Origin of the sequence: Algoriphagus persicinus (assembly GCF_035156415.1) — a bacterium.
Lineage (GTDB): Bacteria > Bacteroidota > Bacteroidia > Cytophagales > Cyclobacteriaceae > Algoriphagus > Algoriphagus persicinus.
This window is the reverse complement of the sequence record NZ_JAYEEY010000005.1, coordinates 77,157-96,527: the sequence shown is the minus strand read 5'-3', so window position 1 is coordinate 96,527 and position 19,371 is coordinate 77,157. Positions and strand designations below refer to the sequence as shown.

Here is a 19,371-nt window from a genome sequence, read left to right as displayed (position 1 = left end):
CGTATTTAACTTTTTGTTCTGCCTACAACTAATTCATCATAAACCTCATCAATTGGCTCCCAGAGTTCAATACTATGCCCATCTGGATCTGATATATGCACAAACTTACCGTACTCAGTATCCTCAATTTCATCCAAAATAGTCACACCTTCAGCTTTTAACTCCTGCACCAATTCCACTAGATTTTCCACCCGGTAATTGATCATAAAATCTTTTTCCGAAGGCTTAAAATATTGGGTATCATCCTTCATAGGAGACCATTGGGTAAAGCCCATCTTCTCGGGATTCTCAGAACTTCTCCACTCGAAAGCAGTCCCGTATTGATCGGTATTCAATCCCAGATGCTTTTGATACCAATCTTTGGTCTGGTTTGTATCTTTTACTTTGAAAAATATCCCTCCTATTCCTGTGACGCGCTTTTCCATCTGAATTAGTCGTTAGTGAGTAAAGTTATAAATTAATGAAAAATTTGAGTCGCTACATTAGCAAATGATCCCTTCAAAAGTAATTTTGAGGATCATTTGAGTAAACTGAAAACTGAACCTTAATTCGCTTCCTCAATCTTCACTTTTACTTTTTTCACCCGTTCGTTCTTGAGTTTCGGAAGGAGCTTTTGCACCAAACTACTTTTCACTGCTACATAGGAAGCAAAATCCATGATCGTAATCAATCCGATCTCCGCACTGGATAGCCCCCCTTTCTGGGTCAACATCCCGACAATATCTCCCTTGCTGACCTTAGCTTTTTTACCTGCACTCACATACATGCAGGTCCATTCCTGAGGCACAGGCGGAACAAGCTTCTCTCCAACAATAAATTCTTCAATAAACTCATCAACGTATTCAGGTCTGGACTCGTCATTGGCCAAAATCATATAGGACAAGCCTTCTGCATGCATCCTGGCTGTCCGACCATTTCTATGGATGAATGCATCTTCCTTGGGTGGTAATTGATAATGAACTATATGCTTGATCTCAGGAATATCCAAGCCCCGCGATGCCAAATCGGTCGCGATCAATAAATTGGTGACTTTGCTTCTGAATCGGATCAGGTTCTTCTCCCTATCTATTTGCTCCAAACCACCATGCAGTACCGAATGAAAATAATTATAGTCATTCAGCAAAGTGCTCAGTCTGTCCACAGCATCTCGATGGTTGCAAAAAACAATGCAAGATTCGTCCTGAAACCCTGCTACTAACCGCATTAGTGTTTCACCTTTCTCCTTGCTTGAACTGTGCACAACCTTGAGCTCCAACTTAGACTCAACCACGTCACGAAGAAAATTGACTGTACGGTGATCGACAAATGGCAGAAAATCTGGCATTCTTTTCAATACAGTCGCCGAAGTTAACAAATGTCTTTGATGCCCGTTAAGTGCGCCAAAAATAACTTTCAACTGCTCATGAAATCCCATTTGCAGAGACTTGTCAAATTCATCCAAAACCACAGTCTGGATAGTTTTAGGATCAAAAGATTCTCTTTCTATATGATCTGCCAGCCTTCCTGGAGTGCCAATAATCACGTCTGGAGCTTCGCCCAAACTGTTAGATTCCATTTTGGAAGAGTGTCCACCATATACCGTACTCACTCTGAAGGGAGTTTTCATAGCCTTGAAAACCTGCTCGATCTGAATTGCTAATTCTCTGGAGGGCACAATTATCAGTGCCTGTACTTCTCTTATATTATCTTTTAAAGAATTTAAAAGCGGAATCAGAAAGGCAACAGTCTTACCCGATCCTGTAGGTGATAAAAGTACGAGATGTGGGTTTTTGGCAGCTCTGGAAATGAACTCAGTTTGCATTTCGTTAAGGCTGTCAATCGAAAGGCTTTTGAGATATTGGGCGGTGGATTCTATTTGATTTTCTGACACGCACAAAAGTACCCATTTCCTTTGAGCTATGTGTCAATTTGCGTGAGTAGCTAAACTTCCTTTCCTTTCACTACCAAATACCAGTCTCCTTCAAGAGCCAAATAGCCATAGTCATAGCAGTAATGATAAATATTGCCCTTTTTGGTTTCGTAGAGATGGGTGAAATACTTGAACTGAAATCCATCTCGGAGTAGACGCTCTCTTGTCGCCTTTGCCATTTCCTCGCCTTCTGGAATGATACCTTCCAAAATATTCCTATTCTTTTTCAGGCTGTGATTGACTCGTCGGATATAATTCGTTGAGATGGCATTTTGCTGATTGTTGAACGTATTTCGGCATTGATCATCACAGAATTTCTTATCAATTCTCCCTTGGATCACTGCATTGCAGTTCAAACAATATTTTTTCTCAATTGCCATACGCTAAAAAGTTTGAAGTAATTTAATCCATCGATGTTAATCTATAGCATAATAACTAAGGTTACTATCTTCACATTCCCTGCAATAGGTGTAAAATCGGTTATACTTTTCATCGAATGCAAATGACTCTGAAGGAAGATTATCATTAAGCACATATTGTTTGATATGGCTCCCCTCCCAGTCGAAGACTTCTATAATCTGTTTTCTTGACAGGCTACCTCCTCTATAAATGGATGAATTGTTATTCATATTTAATCCATAAATATAATTTTGATCAGAGTCCGAATCACTTACATACATGTAAGAATCTTGTCTATCCTTTTCGTCTTTTATGAAAAATCCTTCTTTAATTTTATCTGGATCCTCAAAATAGGTTTTGCTTAAAAAGTTACCCGATAGATCAAAAAATTCCATCCATCCCAAATGTAGAGGAAAAGTGGCAGCAATACTTTTTTCTTTATTTATTGTCACTGTAGATCTATATACAGGTTCTTTGAAATTTTCTTCCATCTCAAATTCCGCTTGTGGTATATAAGGAATGAACTGAATACTATCGGTCTCATAACTATAATGCGTAAATCTACCATCAGCCAGTGTTGTCCCCAGCACGAAATCAGAGTCAGCGTGAAAAAAATAAAGTACATAATTACCTTTAAATGGTAAGGGATTTTGTTCTAACACAGACCCTTTATTAGTTAATAGATTGCTGAGGTTAATCTTATTAACTATTCTTCGCTCATAATCAAATACTGTAATTATTGGAGATTCATTTTCAAATTCTCGCTGTTTGATCAAAACCGGGACTAGAATTTCCCCTGGGCCTTCCCCATGTTTGCCGAAAGTAGTCAGCAGTTTATGAGTATTCGTGTCATAGATTTCCAAAAAAGGCTCCGAGGACTTTTGCACTATAAGTAGTGTATCCACTACAAGCAAATTAACATTTCCTCTGCTGAGGACTTGAATTCCGGTTTCCTGTTTATCCAATTCAACTTTTGCTTCAACTTCTTCAAAAGCTTCATTTTGTGCTTTCTCGCAAGAAAAAGCTACAAAAAACACTAGTAAAAGTGTTATCAATCTGAATTTCCTCATACTATTTGGTCTATGACGTTTACTAGAAAAAATCAAATGCTCATTTGTAGTTTGAACATTTTCTAAGTTAACCAATTAGTTTGAAAAACAATCCATCAAACTAATGGGTGTTGAAATTTTCTTAAACTCATTTATCAAACTTTACAGTACTTAGATTAAATGTGTTCCAAATATCAATAGGATCTTCGGTGACATACACGAAGTATAAATCCCCATAGTAATCTGTGGCTGGAATGGCAAAAGGAAAATCAAACCAGCCCTCTCGTTGGCCCGACGCAGGTCGTGAATCTTTACTTAGGATGTCTGTCTCTGCTATAAGTTGCCCATCTGGAGATCCAGCTCTTACCTGAAGCTTTCCTTTCGTATTTCCCGGCATAATGGACAGAGTGATTTCACTGATCTGATTGAGATCAATGTCTTTCAACAAAAGCCAAGACCCTGCAGAAGTGAATTGCACATAATACTCATCTTCAGGATTAGCACGGGCTGCACCTTCCATACCATCAGCGCTATAAGCAGAGACGGTTGTATTTCGCAATTTCAAATGACTGGTGGTCTTGATCCCAGGTATACTATTCGCTCCTTGATCTTCATAAGAAGCCTGCACGAGGTAGATTCCCTCTGCCTTTTCAGTGTTTTCAATTTGGAATTCCCCTGAAGCAGGCAATCCTGTTTCAGTAGTTGGGTTGGAAATACCCAACACAAAATCAATCATCTGCCCAACTTTATTCTCCTCCAAATGAGTATGACCTGGCATAATTTGCTCACCCCAAACTCCAGCCCCACCATTTCTGACTTTGTCGATCAAGTATGATTTAGCTACTGGATCGTTTTTATATTTCTCAGACACCGAAGTATAATCCGGCCCCACGGATTCATTGCTAATCCCGTGACAGGCTTTGCACCCGGCTTCATTGATATAGGTCTCCCCAATACTCAAAATTTCTTCTTGATGTCCCGTTTCTATCAGATCGTATCCACCTTCTAGATAATCAATAGTCAAGTTGATTTGCGATGGATCGATCTCCCCATCTTCTTTATCAATTGCTGTGACTGCATAGTTGATCGTCTCCTTGCCGAAATAGTAACTCCGGTTTCCCTGCCAGTCAATAGAAACTGTCGGTGCCTCATTGCCTACTTTCACCTCCAAAAATGAACTTGATGCCTCACCTTTTAGATCAGTCGCTGTCAATTTTACTTTATAAACACCAGGATCATCAAAAGTAAAGGTTGGATTTTCATCCATGGAAGTTGCTCCGTTTTCTCCAAACTCCCATTGAATACTGACTTGGTCATCTGTGTCTGGGTCTTTTGTACCCTCTGAAGAAAAACTTACCGCCAAAGGTGCTGCACCAGCCGTTTTGTCTGCAGAGATTTTTACATCCGGCTTTCTATTTCCTTCGGAAAAGACAATTCTATACAAACCCGAATCATCGTTATTCGCTCGCCAAAAAGTCCCATATTCCAACACATACAACGAACCGTCTTTAGCGAACTGCATATCCATAGGCTTTTCAAAGTGAGTTTCCGGCATAAATCGCTCCATGGTATCGTATTCAAAATTCTCCGTCAGACTAACTGTAAAAATCCAGTTTCTCATCCAATCATAGATGAACAACTTCTTATTGTAATACCCTGGAAACCTAACTTCAGACTCCTCATAATCTTCACGATAATACACCTGACCAGCCATGGCATTTCTACCACCCTGACCGAGCATTGGGAATTCTTCTGACTCTGCGTATGGATAATAAATCAAAGCAGGCTTTGCCGCAGGCAAAATCTCCATACCTGTATTATTGGGCGATGTGTTTTTTGGAGCTTGTGGGTCAAATTGAAACAAGCTTTCACCTGTAGCAAAATCATACTTCCAATAAGCGTAATTATTTCCCACAAAATATGGCCAGCCATAATATCCAGGTTCAGTTGCGACATTGATTTCATCATAGCCTCTTGGGCCACGACCTTCTTTATCTTCTGAACCATCAGGCCCTACTTCCCCCCAATACAAATTACCATTACGGCTATCTATGGAAAATCTGAAAGGATTACGATTGCCTTTCACGTAAATTTCTGGACGGGTTTTGGGCGTACCTACCGGAAATAAATTTCCCTCAGGTATAGAATATCCTCCTTCCGGATTAGGTTTGATCCGAAGAATGGCACCACGCAAATCATTGGTATTGCCTGAGCTTCTCTGGGCGTCAACATTTTTAGGTTGATCTTGCCGCTCATCTATTGGATTGAAATTACTAGATTCAAAAGGCGTAGAATCATCCCCTATTCCTAAGTAGAGATTTCCCTGAGCGTCGAATTCCAAACTACCTCCAGAGTGGCAACATCCCCGATAGATATCCACATCTAGTATGATTACCTCAGAAGCTAAATCAAGCTTTTTATCAACAAAGTCAAATCTTGAAATCCTGTTTAAGGCCGGTTCAGAAGCCGGGGCATAGTAGAGATACAACCAATTATTTGTGGCAAAGTCAGGATCCTTAGCCATTCCAATCAAGCCATCTTCCCGCTCTGGGAATACAGGCAATTCTCCTACAACAGTAGTTTCTCCTGATTCAGCCTGAAAAAGTTTAAGTTTACCATGACGCTCAATGATCAATACATCTCCATTGTCCAGCACCTCTATTTCCATAGGTTCATTGAAGTTCCCCGCCAATGGGATTTTAGAGAATCGCGATTCATCTGGTTTCACGGTAGCAAAGGGATCTTCTTGTTTTTTGTCACAACTCCAAAAACTCAAACTACAAACTGCAAACAGAAGCAGGTATTTATTCATACGGTTTATCTAAATCTATTGAAGCCCTTAAGGTAAAGAAATCTAAAAATCTTAGCCTCTGATTATGATCAATGGTATCACTGTCAGGTTGGGGGATTGTTCTTCTACAAAAAAGCTGAGAAAGATTCCGACAGAAACAATAGCTCTGTAGACTCCACTGGTAAATTGATATAAACCGAGGCTGAAACTAGAATGTGTAGAGAGAATTTGTTAAAAAATCAAATTTTTCTCAATTCCTTTGTAGCATACTATTGTTCGGTTACGTCTGAAGAATATATACTTTTATTCCACTAAAATCGAGCTATATGAAACGTTTCTCCTCTTCCTACCTACTACTCTTACTATCGATTTTGTTATTCTCATCCTGCCATGATGAAGTCAATTCTTCATACACTTATCATACGATGATGCCGGTGTATGTGGAAATGAGTAATGAAAGAGCAAGGATGATCACTACCGAGCCAGCCAAACCTTTGGACAACCCAGGCAAAATCTACATCTATGGTGATTATCTTTTCATCAATGAACCCACTAAAGGAATCCATATCCTGAACAATACCAACCCTGCAAATCCTATCAACTTAAGCTTCATACCCATCGCGGGCAATGTGGATATGGCAGTGAATGGTAACATACTTTACGCTGATAATTATGTAGATCTACTAGCATTCGACATCAGTAATATCAACAGTGTACAAATGGTAAAACGTGTCGAAGATGTTTTTACCCATATGTACTATCATGAGACAGGTGAAATAATCACTTTCCGGGACACGGTAATTACCAGCGAAAATCCTGGATGGGAAAGAGGTGGATGGCAAGAAGGTGCATGGATGATGGATGCTAGTATGAGCTTTTCAGCCAATTTTTCTGCTGCATCCCAAAGCTACGGTACAGGTGGATCCATGGCTAGATTTACTCTTTCAAATCAACATCTTTATGCAGTAGATGAGTCCACTTTGCGGGTATTTGATGTAGAGACTCCTGCCGATCCCACTTTTGTAAAACCAATTGATCTAGGCTGGGGAATTGAAACCATTTTCCCTTTTGAGGATAAGCTATTTATCGGATCTAATGTAGGAATGCACATTTACGATGCTAGCACCCCGAGTTCTCCTACACGAATGGCTGTTTATGAGCATGTCCAAGCTTGTGATCCAGTGGTGGTGAATGAAGATTATGCGTTTGTGACGTTGCGAAACGGCAATGCCTGCTGGAATGGCGTGAATGAACTTCAGGTAATTGATATAGAGGATCTTTATAACCCCACCCTTAAGAAGTCCTACTCTATGCTCAACCCCCATGGATTGGGCTTGGCCGGAGATTATTTGTACATAGCTGAAGGAACTCATGGTCTGAAAAGTTTCAATGTCAGCGACGTGATGGCTATAGATGAAAACCAACTCGAGTTTTTGACCGATCAAAAGTCAGTTGACTTAATTCCAGGTCCCAAATCTCTGATTGTGATCGGTCCTGATGGCGTTTGCCAATTCGACTACAGCAACCCGGCCAAATTGAAAAAACTCAGCTGTATCCAAGTTACCAATCCTACCAAGTTTTATTGAAAGGTTTATGTTTCAAAAAACTAACCTCTTTTTAATTGGGATATTACTCATAAGCGTCAAAAGTTTGGCTCAGGAGGAATTGTATTTTGGCCAGACTGAAATCGGTGTGCTAATAGGCCGAAGTGAGGAGCAATGGGATGGAAATCACGAAAGGAGGACTGATGTAAGTATTATGAGTTTTCATGGAGCTCGAATCACCAAAAACCATGTTGTGGGATTTTCTGTTGGATTTGATCAATATGAGGATATCTCAATAATTCCAATTGCGTTAGGATGGCGCGGATTTCTAGGGAAAGATGGCAAACCGAAGATTTTTGGTGGATTGGATATAGGAGGTGGTACCGCAATATTGGAGAGAAAAGTAAGTGACGAATGGAGCAAAAGCTGGTATAAAGGTGGTTTATTAGTCAGTCCCTCAGTAGGCATCAGCTTTCCTGCTTTAAAAAGCAAAACAGCCTTGTCATTCAGTCTTGCCTACAAAAGGCAGGAAATCACTCATTTTCGAGGAAGTTTGTCAGGCCCCGGCACTCAAACAATTGCCTCCGGACTGCTGCCTCCAGGATTTAGCTCTATGACAGAAAATGACTTTCTATTCCGAAGTCTTGTATTCCGGGTGGGACTTATGTATTAGATGTTAGTGTCAATTCCGAATAATGCCAATGCCCTTCATTTCTAGACTATCATAAATTTTTTGAAGATTGCCGGGGAATCATAGCTACCTCCCGCAAATCTCCTTATAAGGACAATACTCGCATTTTTTCAGATCCTCCGTTTGGTCAAAGGGAATTTCCGGATTGTAAATATCTTCCAAAAGTGCTTTCAATCCAGCGCTGTATTCTTCTTCAAACTCACGGTAATCATTTACTTCTACACCTTCCTTGTAAGGCATTTTCTGTTGCAAGTATGGATTAAAATCATCACCAAACATCTCCCTGAGATTATAAATTGCAGGTTTAAGAAGCGAAATATTCTCTGGATTCGTAGCCTGATAGATCAGACCATAAAACATGGTTTGCATTGCCGCCTTATTACGGGATTTATGATCCCGATCAAAAAGTGAAGCCACATCTGGAAAGTTCTTATTGTCCTGCCCCGACTTATAATCTATCAGTCTCACCGAACCATTATGTTCATCCACGCGGTCAATGATTCCTTTTAAGGAAACCAGTTGTTCTCCGTCTGATATGGTGATCCTTAAACCCGCTTTATACACTTTCTCCTTCTCTAAAGAAATCAAGGTAAAGGGAGCTGAAGCCTCATCAATTTTCAAAATCTGATGCAAATATTTCTGAAGCACATCCCGGGCAATAGCCATTTGACCGTTCAATTTTGTATCGGCTTCCCCCTCTAAATGATAAAACTGACGAATGGCATTTTCAATTGCCGGAAAGACCCATTTTTTACTCAGATCCTCGAAATCTGACTTTTCCAGCAACGTTCTATTCTTTCGCTTCGCAAAATCCTGATATAGAATTTCCATGCTCAAGTGAGCGAGATTGCCAAAAACCGCCGCATCTATTTCCTCACTTACTGCCTCCTTTTCCCGAATATTTGCCAAATACTGAAGGTAAAACTTCAGCCTACAATCCAAAAATACACTTAGTGCTGAGGGTGAGAAGGAAGTTTGTGATGTGCCATTCCCATCTATCAGGTACTTATCAAGCAAGCGAATCACTTCAGGGTCTTTTTGGATAGTAATCGCTTCAGGAGATTTTTGGTCTATTGGAATAAAAACTACTGCCTCTTCCATGTCTCTACCAAGTTCAACAGCCATTTGCTGAATGTAGCGGCTCCTTTCTCCGGCCTTTCCCTGATCAGATGCCGTCGTATAGATCATATGCACTTCCTCTGCGCTGTGCAATAATCTATAAAAAGTATAGGCATAAATCGAATCATTTTGCTCCTGCACAGGTAGGCCAAATGCCTTACGGATATTAAACGGAATCATGGAATTCAGTCCTGCGGAAGGTGGAAAACTATCCTCATTCATATTGCAAATGATCACCCGCTTAAAGTCCAGATTTCGGGATTCCAACACGCCCATGATCTGCAAACCTTGGAGTGGTTCCCCTTCAAAAGGCAATTTTACCTCTCTGAAAACCTGTCGAAAAAGCCGGATAAAGAACTCTCTATTGATGGTGAGAATATCCTGACCTGCAAAAATCTCCCGTAATCGTGTCAATTGTTTGAAACATTGATAAAGATAGGAACGCTGCAATGGTTCGTCTTTCAGCTGCTCAGCCAAAGCTTCCATCAGATTGGTCAGATAGGAAAATAGGGCATCATTCTCCAGCTTTTGAAAGATCAACTGATATAAGGATCCTCCCGCATATAGCTTTTCCGTAGAAACATGAATCTGATTCAAAAGCTGCATTTCCTCCATCAACTTCTCCGCAAAGCCCGGGTTTGTACTTTTCAGATAAATCGAACTCAGCAGGTTTTTCACAGCCGTATGATAAAAAAGCAACTTTCCATCTTCCTCTTTGATATACCGCTGCATTTCCAATACTGCTTCCAAAAAGGAATAAACAGGTGCATTTTTCACAGGGTAACCCATGGTCACATTCACTTTATCCACTTGCTCCGGCAGTGTGTGCAGCACAGGAAAAAGCATCTGCTCATCCGGTAAGATCACCACCGTTTCTTCCCAAGCTTCACCGGCTGGAATTTTTTCTAAAATAGAACCTACCAAATTTGCCTGATTGGTTTTCAAGGGAGTCGCATAGGTTTTAATGCTTGCCTTTCGGTCTTCAATCTGCGTTGGAATATGCACGGGGAATGTTGGTTCAAAGACCTTGTCCTTTTGATAATCCCGGAAAAACATGCCTGCTTCCTGTACCTTATCTTCCAAATAATAAGCATCTACATCCCAATAAATCTTGGCATCAAACTCGGTGAGGTAATGTTTGATCAACGCTTCTTCAGTGCCTGTAAACGCATTGAATCCAATAAAATGATGCACTTTTTCAGGACGGGGAATTGTATGCAGCGATTCTGCTACTTCTCGATAGAGCATCCCTGAATAGGCCAAACCGGACACGGCTAAGGATCCTTGAAAACTGGTATAAAGTGGACTTAGCAGTTGCCAGAACTTCAAAAATTTCTCTTGATGATCTCTATCCTGCCGGATAAATGAAGACCAGAATTGCTTGATCAGCTCTACTTGACTTTCACTCAGAAAACTTAAATCGGACTCCAACTCCTTGATCTCAGACAAATGATGGTAGAGTTTATCCGCATTTGCCATAAACTGATCTACATCATTGAAGTCCTTAAGAATCATTTCTCCCCAGAAATAAAACCTATCAAAAGTCTCCGCTTCCGGATTCAGCTCCTGATACACGCGATACAATTCAAATATCAATGTCAGATCATCAGCAGGACGATTTCCGGCCAACTCATAAAAGATCTCCTCAATCGTTTTTACTTCCGGCATCCAGGTTGGTTCGCTGATCAGACTTCCCAGATGCTGTGTAAAAAACAATCCCGCTCGCCTATTCGGCAGCACAACGGTTACCTTTTGAAGGTCAACACCGCTTTCAAGAATCTCTTTGGCTGTATTTCTTAAAAAACTATGCATAAACCTCCTCGATTACTCCCGTTTCTAAATAACATAAATAACCTTTGGTGGGCTTCACAGATAATTTGGATATCAATGTCATGTAGTCCCTCACTTGATTGGCGTACCGACTCTGTGCTTCGCCTGTTTTAAAATCCACGACCAGCGCAACCTTTTCACCTATAATAATCCTATCCGGACGTTTTTGCTTTCCCCCTGGAAGTAAAATACCTTGCTCAGTGAGCAGGACCCCTTTGGTGCCAAACCATGATGCAAAAACTGGATCGGTAAATAAATGCTCCAATTGCTTCTCAACCAGGTGCTTTTCTTCCTTATTCAGTCTTCCTTCAAAATAAAATGACTGCAAATTCTGAAGTGCAGATGCTTTATCCGCAGATAATTCTAGGATCTCATGTACGATTAAACCGAACATCTGCTTTTTTCGCTGCTCCATTCCTTCCATTGAAAAATCTACAGCATACTTTTTCAGTGTCAGTACTTCTGCCCAATTTTTATAAGCCCATCGAAGTTCAGGAGACTTTTTGGTCTCAATGATCTTTAGCTGATTTTCCGGCCAATCTCCAAACTCAAATATTTTTGACTCTTGGTCATAATAAGATGTCAGACTTATGCTCGACTCGGGGAATTGAGGAGATTGGATCAATTGCTGTAGTTGTACTTCCATGGAATTCTGTGACCCGATTTTCTCCTTATAAGGAATGAATCCTAAAAACACATCCTCAGCCCTTGTAAGCGCCACATACAGCATGTTCAGGCTATCCAAATAAGCCATCGTGGCTTCTTCTGCATAAGTATCTCTAAAGTCTGAATTTGCCAAATTTCCATTTAGTGTCAGTGGTATAATAGTAGAAAGCCCCTTTTCACGATCTTCAAAGGGAGACCAGACCACATTCCCTTTGTTGGTGTCGAAGATAGTCCACTTGAGAAATGGCATCACAACCACCTTAAATTGCAGACCTTTCGATTTGTGAATCGTCAAAATCCTCATGGCATTATGCCCTTCGGGTATTTTAACCGTGCGCTTTGTTTGATTGATTTCCCACCAGTCTAAGAAGCCACTCAGGTCTGCACGATTTGTGGCCGTAAAGTCATACACCGCTTCTTTAAAACCTGAGATATAAGCCTTCTCCAAACCTAATTCCATCAAGCCAAGCACTTTTATCAACTCCTCCAAGGCTTCCATCAGCGGCAACTGCAACATCAAAGCCTCTTTTTCTTGGAACTCTTTGACTTGCTCATTGAAGTAAGCAGGCATTTTATCCAACGCAAAAAGCTCGTGATCTACCTGCGTATCCATCAGCACCGCAAGGTAATACCACATCGTTTTGTACTGAACTTTATCGGATGGATTGTGTAGGTAATTGAAGCCAGAAATCAATGCCTTCACTGATGCGGCTTTGTTCAGATACATGGATTCGTCTGAAAGCACATCAAAACTATATTCTGAATCTGGATTTTCGGCAGCATGCCTCATCAGGCTATCCGCTATTGCTTCGCCCTCTGACTTTCTTCTCACCAAAAAAGCAATATCCTCCAGCTCATAGCCGTGATCCTGTAGCTCTTTGACCAAATCAGGCAATTTTGATAAAACCACCTCATCGAAATTGCCTTCCTCTTCCTCATTTTTTGGATCGATGAACTCCAATTTGACCTTTCCTCTGAAGTCTGACATTTCCTTCTTTGGGGAAACTTTCTGAAAGGAATCTGAATATGCCTGAGAAAGTATTTGCGGGTTTATTACACCATAACTTGTGCTCAAAACCTGCTCCATTGCAGATGGCAAAGCTTTAAAAACGACATTATTGAAATTGATGACATTCGGAAGGCTACGAAAATTTGTGTCTAGATTTTCCAGTTGGATACGCTCCCTACCTATTTCATCCTCCACTTGGGCAAGCAATAATTTCATCTCACCACCACGCCAGCGATAGATCGACTGCTTTACATCTCCGACGAGTAGATTGGTTTGATTTTGACCAAGTGAGTTTTCAAGAAGTGGTTTGAAGCTATCCCATTGAAAGCCTGATGTATCCTGAAACTCATCAATCAGATAGTTTTTGTACTGATTTCCGACTTTTTCATAAATGAAAGGCGCATCATTTCCCTTGGTGATTTCCTTTAGAAATTCATTGGCATCCGAGATCAACAGGATATTTTCCTCATCCTTGATTAGGCTGAGTTCATCTAGCAAATTTCTAAAAACGCCATAAACGTAACTGTTCTTTGCGATTGCCTCCAGGGTATTCCACTTGCAGGTCAATGCTAGCATTTGTGTCAAAATCAAATTTAATCCTTCCTCATAGGCCGATAGAATGGCATCGATTCGCTTGCTGGATTTAGCATACCAGCCTTCGGGGTTGTCAATTTTTGCTAAAGTGGCCTGAGTGATTTCAGGGATAGGCTCATTGCGGTCACCCAGTTTATCAAAGAGTTTTGCAAAGCCTCGATTAAAATCAGACCATTCCAACCCATTTTTGATTCGGATTGCATTGGCTTGATCTCCTAGCTCTTTCGAAATTTTGATAATTTCACTTTTGCGCTCTCGGGTGAAAGACTGCAGTAAAGTAATATTTTCCTTATCCTTCAGAAATTCCTTGATTTCAGGAGCATATTTCTTAAAATCCTCCTGAAAAATCTGCTGACCAAGGCCTCTGATATTGCGTCTTATATCCCAGGATTTACCATTTTGGATTTGCTCGTAAGCGTAATCCACTAGCCATTTGTGGAGAAATTCATCCTCCATCACGAGCATCACCACCCGATCTACCACGCGTTCCAATACTGCCAATTGATCCAATTCCACATCAAACTTGGCATTCAAATCAATCTCCCGCGCGAAGGCTCGTACTACTTTCTGGAAGAAACTGTCAATTGTACTTACGGAAAATCTTCCATAATCATGAAGAATCGCTGTAAGTGTCTGTTGAGCCAAAACTTTCAGTCCAGATTCATCCACACGCAGCTTGTGTAACAATTCCGAATCCATTTTTTCATCTGGATTGACCTGATATCGTAATCTTCTTAGCTCTTCCAATATCCGCTCCTTCATCTCCTGAGTAGCCTTATTGGTGAAAGTCACCGCCAAAATTTGTTTGAAAGCCTGCGGACTACGTAGGGCGAGTTTGAGGTACTCCAGCGTCAGCGTGTAGGTCTTGCCCGAGCCAGCGGAGGATTTATAAATGATGAAGGGTTTCTGATCCATAAGTAAAAAGGAATGGAACTAAGATAAGGAAGGCAGGCAGTTTAAACTCAATGGAAAATCAAGTTTGACAAAAATTGTCGGGAATATTATCCTAGACTTAGGTATTTCCTTTGCAATCAACCCCTTGGAATTAGCCTCGATTTTTCGATCTTTTGAGTTCAAATCCAAAACCTATGCACAGACCTATTTACCTGACGGCCATTCTTTGGCTATGCATTACCATGACATCGGTAGCCAATGATGGCTATAAACTGTGGCTGGATTATCAGCCCATTAATAACGCTCAATTAAAATCTCAGGTTGAACCATTATTTGGTGGGGTTTACTTTTTTGGTAAAAACCCAACTTTCGAAGCAATTAAAAATGAGCTTAATTTGGCATCCCAAAGTATGCTTGGAAAAGCTCCCAGTTACACCAAAGACAGGCTGCAAAACACAAAACTTTGGATCGGGACTAGAGCACAACTTTCACAGGTGCTGTCACTGGATCAGCAAGCGGAAATCAAAGCACTCGGAGAGGATGGATATTGGAGAGGATCTGTGGAACTGGATGGAAAATCATTCTATGCAATCGTAGGAAATCAACCAGTCGGCGTACTTTATGGAGTCTATAACTGGATAAATTCCCTTCAAAGTAACACTTTCGATAAGTCTATAGAATTAGCTGATAGTCCGAAAATTAAGTTGAGAATGCTAAACCATTGGGATAACCTTGACAGAACTGTCGAAAGAGGCTATGCAGGTTTCTCTATTTGGGATTGGCACAGACTGCCGGGTTACATTGATCCACGCTATATTGACTATGCCCGTGCAAATGCTTCCATTGGAATCAATGCAGTTTCACTGACAAATGTGAATGCAAATGCGCTAATAATGACCACCGATTTCATGAAGAAAGCGAAGGCTTTGGCTGACGTTTTCAGACCTTATGGAATCAAGGTTTTTCTGACGGCCCGCTTCTCAGCTCCTATTCAACTGGCAGGTTTGAAGACTGCCGATCCGCTGGATTCTGAGGTGATTTATTTTTGGAAAAAGAAGACCGACGAGATATATTCTTTTATTCCTGACTTCGGGGGATTTCTGGTAAAAGCAAATTCTGAAGGACAGCCTGGTCCACATGAATACGGAAGAAATCATGCGGAAGGAGCAAACATGCTCGCCGATGCTTTGTCCCCGCATGGTGGAGTTTTGATCTGGAGGGCATTCGTTTATTCACACGAAGATGATGTAGATCGTCACAAGCAGGCAAATTTTGAATTCGAACCGCTCAATGGAAAATTCAAGGACAATGTGATTATTCAAATCAAGAATGGCGCAATTGATTTCCAACCTCGCGAGCCTTTTCATCCACTTTTTAGTGCGATCAACAATACCAATGTTGGGATGGAATTCCAGATTACTCAAGAATACTTAGGCCAGGCTACACAACTCGTTTACCTCGCTCCCATGTGGGAGGAAGTATTAAAAACCAAAACTTATCGCCCATCTCCGAACTCGACTGTTGCGAGTATTCTTGAAGGAAAAGCAAGTGATCAAAAGCTCACCCTAATCGCGGGAGTATCCAATATTGGAACAGATCGCAACTGGACAGGACATCTGTTTGGTCAATCAAACTGGTTTGCATTCGGGCGTCAAGCTTGGGATCCTAGCTTAGCATCCAAACAAATCGCTGAGGAATGGGTTAAACTGACCTTTGGTCAAAAGCCAGAGATAGTATCCAAAATCAGTGATATCATGCTCGCATCACATGAAGCAGCGGTTGATTACATGACTCCCCTCGGCTTGCATCATATCATGGGCAGAAGCCATCACTATGGTCCCGGGCCTTGGGTGATGGGCGGAAGAGCAGATTGGACAGCGCCATATTACCATCAGGCAGACAGTCTGGGAATTGGCTTTGACAGAACAAGTGGTGGTAGTGGAGCATTAGATCAATATTCGCCTGAAATAGCTAAGGAATGGTCTGATCCACATCAGATTCCGGAGAAATATCTGCTTTGGTTTCATCATGTTCCATGGGACTTTAAACTTAAGGATGGTAATACACTTTGGGAGGGTTTAGCTTATCATTATGATAGCGGTGTGAAAGAAGTGAGGGAAATGCAAGCAACCTGGGCTTCTCTGGAATCAGAAATAGACCCTGAGGAATTTGACCACGTCAGACAGCTTCTGAAAATCCAGGAAGAAGAAGCAGAATGGTGGAGAAATTCCTGTCTGCTCTATTTTCAAAGTATTTCCAAACTACCATTCCCAGAAGATATAGAGCAGCCAGAAGGAGATTTGGAATATTACAAGAGCCTGATGTTTCCTAATGCGCCGGGGATATAGAATTTGAGATTTGATATCACTTCATTATTCATCGTTCGATGTTCGTCATTCAATATTCTAAAACAAGTGAATAGACACTTTCACTCTTAGCATGAATCCATACTTTTCCTGAATTGGGAAGGGAAAGTAGCTGCCCTGCCGTCTATTTCTCCTCTTCATTTAAAGAATCTCAAAAACTCCCGCCCCAAAGCAAGGGCGAGGAAAACTGTGCTCACGACCATAGTGGAGAACGTGAAAGTATTCATATATTCCTATTTAAAAATGTCGAATGATGAATTCTGAATTTCGAATAATAAAGTAAGTTTAGGACTTATCAATTTTTGTATAGTAATGAATACCTACACCATCCCCTCTGCCACCCGAATTGGCCATGTTCATTTGAAAGTTACGGACCTTCAAAAGTCACTGGATTTCTATCAAGGATTATTGGGTTTTGAATTGATCACTATGTATGGTACCGATGCGGCATTCATTTCTGCCGGAGGCTATCATCACCACATCGGACTAAACACTTGGCAGAGTAAAGGCGGAAAACCAGCACCAAAGAATACAGCTGGCTTGTTTCATACAGCGATCGTATTGCCTACACGAAGAGATTTGGCCGTATTATTACAGCGACTCATTGACGCAAACTATCCACTTACTGGTGCTGCGGATCATGGAGTTTCTGAAGCCTTATACCTGGATGATCCGGATGAAAATGGTGTAGAACTGTATTGGGATAGACCAAAAGAAAAATGGCCTTTAAACCAGGATGGAAGCATCAAGATGTACACCAGACAATTGGATATCAAAGGATTATTGGCTGAGATCTTGTAAAAATTCAATAAATTGATTCTGCAATAAGCTTGAATGTTTATGAGTAGAATCCATCTTTTTGAATTTGAGGATCAGACTTGGTTTCCAGATTTCATAAGAAACTACGGAACAGACTTTCTTCAGTTTTTAGCTAACAAAACAAGAATGTTTGTCCCTCTACTTCCTTGGATAGAAAAAGGACTTTTGGCTTCGCGATCCTCTAAAATCATTGATTTAGCTTCGGGTGGTGGAGGTGGAATATTATCGCTCAACAAAGAATTACTCGAAACTAACCCAGAGGTCCTAATTCTGTTGACAGATTTTTTCCCTAACCTAAAAGCTTTTAAATACACAGCTTCAAAAGCATCCAACATAGGTTTTTCAAAGGAGCCTATTGATGCGAGGCTAGTTCCTGAACAATTGAAAGGTTTGAGAACACAGTTTCTCTCATTTCATCATTTCCAACCTACTGAAGCTTTAAAAATTCTTGAAGACGCTGTATTCTCCAATCAACCTATATTTATTGCTGAAGGCCAAGAAAGATCAATTCGAAGCTTTTTAGCTATGTTCTTTTCACCTATCACCGTTCTATTGACAACCCCATTTATTCGACCTTTTTCTGTTGGAAGATTGATTTTCACCTATTTGATCCCAATAGTGCCTTTGTTTATGTGGTGGGATGGAATGGTGTCTTGCTTAAGAACCTATTCTATCGAAGAAATGAATCAACTGGTAGCTAAGGTTGAAGGAAAAGAAGTGTTTCTATGGGAAATTGGCAGAGTCAAATCTGGCCCTACTTACTTACTGTATTTGCTTGGAACTCCCCATGACTAGATTCTATCGGAAATCCAACTTACAATCAATTTCATCACCTCTTCCCTGTCCAGATCATTGATTAATTCATGATACCCACCGGGGAAAATTCTAAGCGTTTTATCGCTTGATGAAGCCTTTTCGAAAAGCATTTCAGATCCTTTAGGGTTGGTCAATCCATCTGCGGAACCGTGAATAAGTAATACAGGAAGTACAAATTTCGAGGCATTGTCCTGAATATACTTCATCACCCGTAGCAGCTCATATCCTGTCCTTGCGGGCACAGCACCTGTATAAACCAATGGATCATTCAGGTATTTGGATACTTCCTCAGAAATTCTGGATGTTTTCTTCGCATCCAATTGTAACGCTTTTAGTTTAGGGAAATACTTGCTGATCACTCTAGAAAGCGTAATCAGGATTTTAGATGTTCCTTCTGCTTCTTTAATTGCCGGAGAACTCAGAATCAAACCGTCAGCTTCAGGTTTGTATTTCAATGCATAGGCAGCTACCAAACCACCCCCCATGCTATGGCCATAAATAAAGGCCGGAACATTCGGTACATAGCTTTTCACCTTTCCAAAAAGGGAATCTATGTCTTTCAAGTAGTCCTCGTAAGATTCAAAATAGGCAGTTGGACCATCCATGGCTGATTTGCCATGCCCCCTTCCATCAAACGTAAAAACTGAAATACCAATGTCATTAAGCTTTTCTACTAAATGAAAATACCGAGAACTATGCTCACCTAGCCCATGAACCAGCAACAGCGAAGCTTTAGGAGAATCGACCATCCAAGCCTGAAGGTAAAGTTCAAGAGCGTCATGGGTTTTGTAGGAAGTTTCGAGATGCTTCATGGGAAAAATGATTTAGGAGTTGACTCGATAAGTTGCACAAAAAGTCGAAAGCTAAAAAATAGC

13 protein-coding genes are annotated in these 19,371 nt (G+C 40.9%); 5 read left to right on the top strand and 8 right to left on the bottom strand.

Annotated features, from left to right (window positions below; translation table 11 throughout):
• Nucleotides 1-5 precede the first annotated feature (5 nt).
• The 5 genes from U3A58_RS05640 to U3A58_RS05620 form a co-directional block, all read right to left on the bottom strand.
• Nucleotides 6-425: a VOC family protein gene (locus U3A58_RS05640; protein WP_323822425.1), complete on the bottom strand. Its 420-nt coding sequence runs from the start codon at nt 423-425 to the stop codon at nt 6-8.
• 119 nt (nt 426-544) lie between these two features.
• Complete coding sequence (locus U3A58_RS05635; RefSeq protein WP_323822424.1) at nt 545-1,801, bottom strand: DEAD/DEAH box helicase; 1,257 nt, start codon at nt 1,799-1,801, stop codon at nt 545-547.
• A 119-nt stretch (nt 1,802-1,920) separates the two neighbouring features.
• A complete protein-coding gene (locus tag U3A58_RS05630; RefSeq protein ID WP_323822423.1) occupies nt 1,921-2,289 on the bottom strand; it encodes a hypothetical protein in 369 nt (122 codons plus the stop codon).
• A 36-nt stretch (nt 2,290-2,325) separates the two neighbouring features.
• Nucleotides 2,326-3,378, bottom strand: a complete 1,053-nt coding sequence (locus U3A58_RS05625) for a BF3164 family lipoprotein (RefSeq protein WP_323822422.1) — start codon at nt 3,376-3,378, stop codon at nt 2,326-2,328.
• 127 nt (nt 3,379-3,505) lie between these two features.
• Entirely contained in the window at nt 3,506-6,169 is a 2,664-nt protein-coding gene (locus U3A58_RS05620) for a PQQ-dependent sugar dehydrogenase (protein WP_323822421.1), read from the bottom strand.
• A 305-nt stretch (nt 6,170-6,474) separates the two neighbouring features.
• Here U3A58_RS05620 and U3A58_RS05615 point away from each other — a divergent pair, with 305 nt between their 5' ends.
• Together U3A58_RS05615 and U3A58_RS05610 are read left to right on the top strand one after the other, a co-directional pair.
• A complete protein-coding gene (locus U3A58_RS05615; protein WP_323822420.1) occupies nt 6,475-7,734 on the top strand; it encodes an LVIVD repeat-containing protein in 1,260 nt (419 codons plus the stop codon).
• A gap of 7 nt (nt 7,735-7,741) precedes the next feature.
• Nucleotides 7,742-8,365: a hypothetical protein gene (locus U3A58_RS05610; RefSeq protein WP_323822419.1), complete on the top strand. Its 624-nt coding sequence runs from the start codon at nt 7,742-7,744 to the stop codon at nt 8,363-8,365.
• A gap of 84 nt (nt 8,366-8,449) precedes the next feature.
• Here the strand turns inward: U3A58_RS05610 and U3A58_RS05605 are convergent, their stop codons facing one another.
• Together U3A58_RS05605 and U3A58_RS05600 are read right to left on the bottom strand one after the other, a co-directional pair.
• Complete coding sequence (locus U3A58_RS05605) at nt 8,450-11,314, bottom strand: PD-(D/E)XK nuclease family protein (RefSeq protein ID WP_323822418.1); 2,865 nt, start codon at nt 11,312-11,314, stop codon at nt 8,450-8,452.
• Nucleotides 11,307-14,516, bottom strand: coding sequence for a UvrD-helicase domain-containing protein (locus U3A58_RS05600; protein WP_323822417.1), 3,210 nt, complete (start codon nt 14,514-14,516; stop codon nt 11,307-11,309). Before U3A58_RS05600 ends, U3A58_RS05605 begins: the two co-directional genes overlap by 8 nt.
• A 173-nt stretch (nt 14,517-14,689) precedes the next feature.
• On the opposite strand from U3A58_RS05600, the gene U3A58_RS05595 reads away from it, so the two are divergent.
• The 3 genes from U3A58_RS05595 (at nt 14,690) to U3A58_RS05585 (ending at nt 18,475) form a co-directional block, all read left to right on the top strand.
• Nucleotides 14,690-16,843: an alpha-glucuronidase family glycosyl hydrolase gene (locus U3A58_RS05595; protein WP_323822416.1), complete on the top strand. Its 2,154-nt coding sequence runs from the start codon at nt 14,690-14,692 to the stop codon at nt 16,841-16,843.
• Nucleotides 16,844-17,173: 330 nt separating this feature from the next.
• Nucleotides 17,174-17,662: a VOC family protein gene (locus U3A58_RS05590; protein WP_323822415.1), complete on the top strand. Its 489-nt coding sequence runs from the start codon at nt 17,174-17,176 to the stop codon at nt 17,660-17,662.
• A 39-nt stretch (nt 17,663-17,701) separates the two neighbouring features.
• The gene (locus U3A58_RS05585) at nt 17,702-18,475 is read left to right on the top strand and encodes a hypothetical protein (RefSeq protein WP_323822414.1); all 774 of its coding nucleotides are present in this window, start codon (nt 17,702-17,704) and stop codon (nt 18,473-18,475) included.
• Here the strand turns inward: U3A58_RS05585 and U3A58_RS05580 are convergent.
• Nucleotides 18,472-19,308 carry an alpha/beta hydrolase gene (locus U3A58_RS05580; protein WP_323822413.1) on the bottom strand — a complete coding sequence of 279 codons (837 nt, stop codon included), beginning with the start codon at nt 19,306-19,308 and terminating at the stop codon, nt 18,472-18,474. The genes U3A58_RS05585 and U3A58_RS05580 overlap by 4 nt on opposite strands.
• Nucleotides 19,309-19,371 lie beyond the last annotated feature (63 nt).